This window comes from Pseudomonas sp. SIMBA_068, assembly GCF_046534705.1.
Classification (GTDB): domain Bacteria; phylum Pseudomonadota; class Gammaproteobacteria; order Pseudomonadales; family Pseudomonadaceae; genus Aquipseudomonas; species Aquipseudomonas putida.
Genome location: NZ_JAWRYI010000581.1, coordinates 1 through 269, shown reverse-complemented (window position 1 = coordinate 269; position 269 = coordinate 1). Strand labels below are relative to the sequence as shown.

The 269-nt window shown below is 60.6% G+C and carries 1 pseudogene; it reads left to right on the top strand.

The window, feature by feature from the left end:
* A pseudogene (locus SB756_RS30505) lies at positions 1 to 269 on the top strand (transporter); the annotation flags it as partial.

The window sequence follows — 269 nt, the reverse complement described above, 5'->3', positions numbered from 1 at the left end:
CACGCGGTCGAGGTAGCCCCTGGCGACTACGAGCAGTTACCCGCTGATGCAACGCTTGGCCTGCTCTACTACCAGCACTCCACCACGAACAGTGCCTACGCCCAAGGCCACAAAATCAGTTCCGATTTCGACCTGACTTCCGACGTCGGCATTCTGCGACTGCTGCACGTCTACCAGTTGAGCGAGCGACTCACCGTCTCGCCACAACTCCTGTTGCCCTTCGGCCATGTCTCAAGCGGCGGTGACGCTTCCGCCTTGGGCAACACCAG